At 65.0% G+C, this 4,133-nt stretch carries 5 protein-coding genes and 1 tRNA gene; all 6 read right to left on the bottom strand.

Translation table 11 applies throughout. The annotated features are described in order from the left end of the window. On the bottom strand, positions 1-535 hold a 535-nt coding region (gene pth, locus FUT87_RS08570), incomplete at its 3' end, for an aminoacyl-tRNA hydrolase (RefSeq protein WP_147240751.1). 112 nt (positions 536-647) lie between these two features. Continuing rightward, positions 648-1,265, bottom strand: a complete 618-nt coding sequence (locus tag FUT87_RS08565; protein WP_091721331.1) for a 50S ribosomal protein L25/general stress protein Ctc — start codon at positions 1,263-1,265, stop codon at positions 648-650. 117 nt (positions 1,266-1,382) lie between these two features. After that, positions 1,383-2,345, bottom strand: coding sequence for a ribose-phosphate pyrophosphokinase (locus tag FUT87_RS08560; RefSeq protein WP_091721334.1), 963 nt, complete (start codon positions 2,343-2,345; stop codon positions 1,383-1,385). 67 nt (positions 2,346-2,412) lie between these two features. Beyond that, positions 2,413-2,489: transfer RNA gene (locus FUT87_RS08555), tRNA-Gln, on the bottom strand. A 38-nt stretch (positions 2,490-2,527) separates the two neighbouring features. Beyond that, positions 2,528-3,631 carry a 4-(cytidine 5'-diphospho)-2-C-methyl-D-erythritol kinase gene (gene ispE / locus FUT87_RS31630; protein ID WP_404935376.1) on the bottom strand — a complete coding sequence of 368 codons (1,104 nt, stop codon included), beginning with the start codon at positions 3,629-3,631 and terminating at the stop codon, positions 2,528-2,530. A gap of 111 nt (positions 3,632-3,742) precedes the next feature. Next, positions 3,743-4,133 (bottom strand): outer membrane lipoprotein LolB (locus tag FUT87_RS08545; RefSeq protein WP_147240750.1); only part of this gene is annotated, 391 nt, incomplete at its 5' end.

Below are 4,133 nucleotides of genomic sequence, written 5' to 3'. Positions count from 1 at the left end.
CGGTCATCAGCTTGAAGGCCTCGAAGGACTTGGCGATGCTGTCCTCCACCGCCTGGCGCTCCGCCAGCGGCGGCTTGCGCAGCACGTAGCCGGCGACCTCGCCCTTGTGGCCCGGATGGCCGATGCCCAGCCGCAGGCGCCAGAAGTTCGCGCTGCCCAGCTGGGCCTGCATGTCCTTCAGGCCGTTGTGGCCGGCGTTGCCGCCGCCCTGCTTGAGCTTGAGCTCGCCCGGCGCGATCTCGAGCTCGTCGTGGATCGCCAGGATCTCCTCCGGCGCGATCTTGAAGAAACGCGCCAGCGCCGCCACCGACTTGCCGGAGAGATTCATGTAGGTCATGGGCTGCAGCAGCCAGATCGGACCGGCGGCGCCCGGCGCATCGTTGACGCGCGCCACCAGGCCGAAGTACTTGGTGTCCAGCTGCGGCGTGACCTTGAGGCCGCGCGCCAGCGCGTCGATCCACCAGAACCCGGCGTTGTGCCGCGTGTCCTCATATTCCGGGCCGGGATTGCCCAAGCCGACAAAGAGACGAATCATGGGGAGGAATTATCAGCGTCGAGCCCAAATGCAGAAGGCCCCGCAAGCGGGGCCTTCTTCGGGGCGATGGACACGTGCCTCGTCAGCTGCATGCCCGTCGCAGAGGAAGAAATTACTTCTTCTTCTTTTTCTTGTCGTCCGCGGCCGGAGCGGCGGCCACCACGATCTCTTCCACGACCGGGGGCACCGGGGTGGCGACGACCGGGTTCGGCTTGCCGTGCGTCACGACCTTGATGTGATCGGCCAGCTTCAGGTCGTTCACATGGATCGAGTGACCCATCGTCAGGTTGCTCAGGTCCACTTCGATGAACTCGGGCAGCTGTTGCGCCAGGCAGGTGATTTCCAGCTGGGTCAGCACGTGGTTCACGGTGCCCTTGTCGGTCTTGACGGCCGGCGACTCGGCTTCACCGACGAAGTGCAGCGGCACCTTCTTGGTGATGCGGGTCGTGGCGTCGACGCGCTGGAAGTCCACGTGCAGCACTTGCTGCTTGTACGGGTGCATCTGGAAGTCACGCAGCAGCACTTGCGTGGTCTTGCCGTCCACTTCCATGTCGAGGATGGAGCTGTGGAAAGCTTCCTTCTTCATGGCGTGGTACAGCGCGTTGTGGTCCAGCTCGACCAGGGCCGGCTCGCCAGCACCGTAGACGATGCCGGGCACCTTGCCGGCGAAACGCAGGCGGCGGCTCGCTCCGGTCCCCTGCTGCTTACGCTCGAAAGCGACGAATTTCATATCTGACTCCAAATTGACGGAGCACCCCCATGGCGCTCCGGTTGAAGGCCCCGCGACCAGGCACCTTCACGAAACGGCCGCTGTCCTCGCGAACAGCGGCCGGAACTGGCAACGCGATCAGAAGTTGTTGTTCTGCTCGCTGAAGAGGGAGGTCACCGATTCACCGTCCGAAATGCGGCGGATGGTTTCGGCGAACAGGAAGGCAACGGACAGCTGGCGGATCTTGCCGCAGGCCTTGGCGGCTTCCGACAGCGGGATCGTGTTGCTGATGACGACTTCGTCCAGGTGGGAGCCGGCGATGCGCTCGATCGCCGGGCCCGACAGGATGGGATGGGTGCAGTAGGCGAAGACGCTCTTGGCGCCGCGGTCCTTCAGCACTTCCGCGGCCTTCACCAGCGTGCCGGCGGTGTCGATCATGTCGTCCATGATCACGCAGTTGCGGCCGTCGATCTCGCCGATGACATGCATCACTTCCGAGACGTTGGCCGCCGGACGGCGCTTGTCGATGATGGCCAGGTCGCAGCCCAGCTGCTTGGCCAGCGCGCGGGCGCGCACCACGCCGCCGACGTCGGGGCTGACCACCACCAGGTCGCTGTAGTTGCGGGCCTTCAGGTCCGACAGCAGCACCGGCGAGGCGTAGATGTTGTCGACCGGGATGTCGAAGAAGCCCTGGATCTGGTCCGCGTGCAGGTCCATGGTCAGGACGCGCTCGACGCCGACGGTCTCCAGCAGGTTGGCCACGACCTTGGCCGAGATGGGCACGCGCGTCGAACGCGGACGGCGGTCCTGGCGGGCATAACCGAAGTAGGGGATCACGGCGGTGATGCGGCGCGCGCTGGCGCGCTTCAACGCATCGACCATGATCAGCAGCTCCATCAGGTTCTCGTTCGTGGGCGCGCAGGTGGGCTGGATCACGAACACGTCGCGGGCACGGACGTTCTGCTGGATCTCGACCGTCACTTCACCGTCGGAAAAACGGCCGACCACGGCCTTGCCGAGCTCGAGGCCCAGATGCGAGGCGATTTCCTTGGAGAGGGACGGGTTAGCGTTACCCGTGAAGAGGACGGTATTGAGCAGCACGACGGGCCATCCTTAGATTTATGGCCCGGTGGCCAACCCAGCGGGTCCCGGATTGAAACTGAGAATTTGGCAGGGGAGGAAGGACTCGAACCCTCGCATGTCGGAATCAAAATCCGATGCCTTAACCAACTTGGCGACTCCCCTACACAGGACATTGTTCGAGGAACAACACCCTACAACCTTCAGTCTTCCGCCCAGCCCCGCAAAGGGTGGACCGACAGACTGCGACACATCCTTCCGACCCAACCGTCCGGGAGTTCCTGGAACTCACCTTCCGGTGTCGCCTTGAGATTGCTCTCCAGGCCGGTGACCGTGTCCTTTTCCTGCACCGCGTTTTGCGCCGCTGTTTGCGTTGCAATTCGCGAGGGCCGAACTATAGCAAAAACCGCACTGCCTGAACCCGTCATCCGAGAATTTTCGTAGCGGGTTTGCAACCATTCAAGCGCTGTCGATACTTCGTGACTGGCAGCTTCCGCGGGCGGTTGCAGATCATTTCTGCCCCAACCTTCGTACAACTGCTGCACGGGTATTTCTTGCGTTTGGTGATCGCGGCAGATATTGCCTTTGCGTTCACCCGAGCTATTGGCTTCGTTGCTTGGAAAATCCGCTACCGGGGTAACCAGACTATCTTCGCTGCGTCTGCCGTTCGCTGCAGGAAAGCCCGCTACTATAGCCACGCTTTCCGACCTTTGCAACAGCGGGCTCGAAAAAATTTCCTTGGTGCCGATGCTGACCGCGGGTTTGACCACCGCCAGGCGCAACTCCGGCACCGCCACCGGGGTGAGGACCTCGCCAATGCCTTCGACGAAGGCATTGCGCCCGCCGACGAAGAACGGCACGTCCGCGCCCAGCTGGAGCGCGATCGGCAACAGCTGCCGACGCGACCAGTTCAGCCCCCACAGCCGGTTCAGCGCCAGCAGCGTGCTCGCCGCGTCGGAGGACCCGCCGCCCATGCCCGCACCCGAGGGCAGGCGCTTCTCGATGTGGATGTCGGCGCCGAAGGCGCAGCCGCTGGCCTGCTGCAGCGCGCGCGCGGCGCGCAGGCAGAGGTCGTCCGCCGGCAGCGCGTCGCCGCGGTCGTGGCGGCGCAGCGCGCCGTCCTCGCGGCGCTCGAAATGCAGCGTGTCGGCCCAGTCGACCAGCACGAACAGCGACTGCAGCAGGTGATAGCCGTCCGCCCGCTTGCCCACCACGTGCAGGAACAGGTTGAGCTTGGCCGGCGCCGGCACGTCGTAGAGCGCCTTCAAGGGCGCGGCGGGGGAAATCGAGGTCATGGGCGTCGACATGGCGGCGCAGTATGCCGCCGAGTATTCAGGGGCCGCGCGTGCGATTAACGAGCCGCGCGCGATTCCCTCGTGAAAAGTGCTCAAAAAATACCCTGGCGCGACGCCGGGATATCAAGGGCTGACGGGCGCGTCGAGTTTCAGGCGCAGCGTCGCCAGCGGTTCGGATCCATTCGGGTTGAGGCGCTGGGCGGAGATCAGCTGGTCGCCAAAGCGGCGCAGGTCCACCTGCCAGCCCAGTTGCTGGAAGCCGGTGCCGTCCGCCGCCCGCGACGGCGCCTGCGGCCAGGGCCGCCCGCGCAGCCAGTCGAACAGGGCCTGCACGGGCAGCGCCTCGCCGAGCAGCTCCTGCGTCAGCGCGTCGATGTCGTCGTAGGCGCGGTCGCCGTCGGGCGTCTTGACCCAGGCGGAACCCGGCTGCCACGACACCCGCGCGACCAGGCTGCCCATCGGCGTGCTCATCTCGAGCTGACCGCGGCGCGGATCGCCGAGCAGCTCGAAGCTG

The organism is Mitsuaria sp. TWR114 (assembly GCF_007997345.1).
The sequence above is the reverse complement of the archived record's forward strand: the minus strand, read 5'-3'. Positions and strand labels throughout refer to the sequence as shown.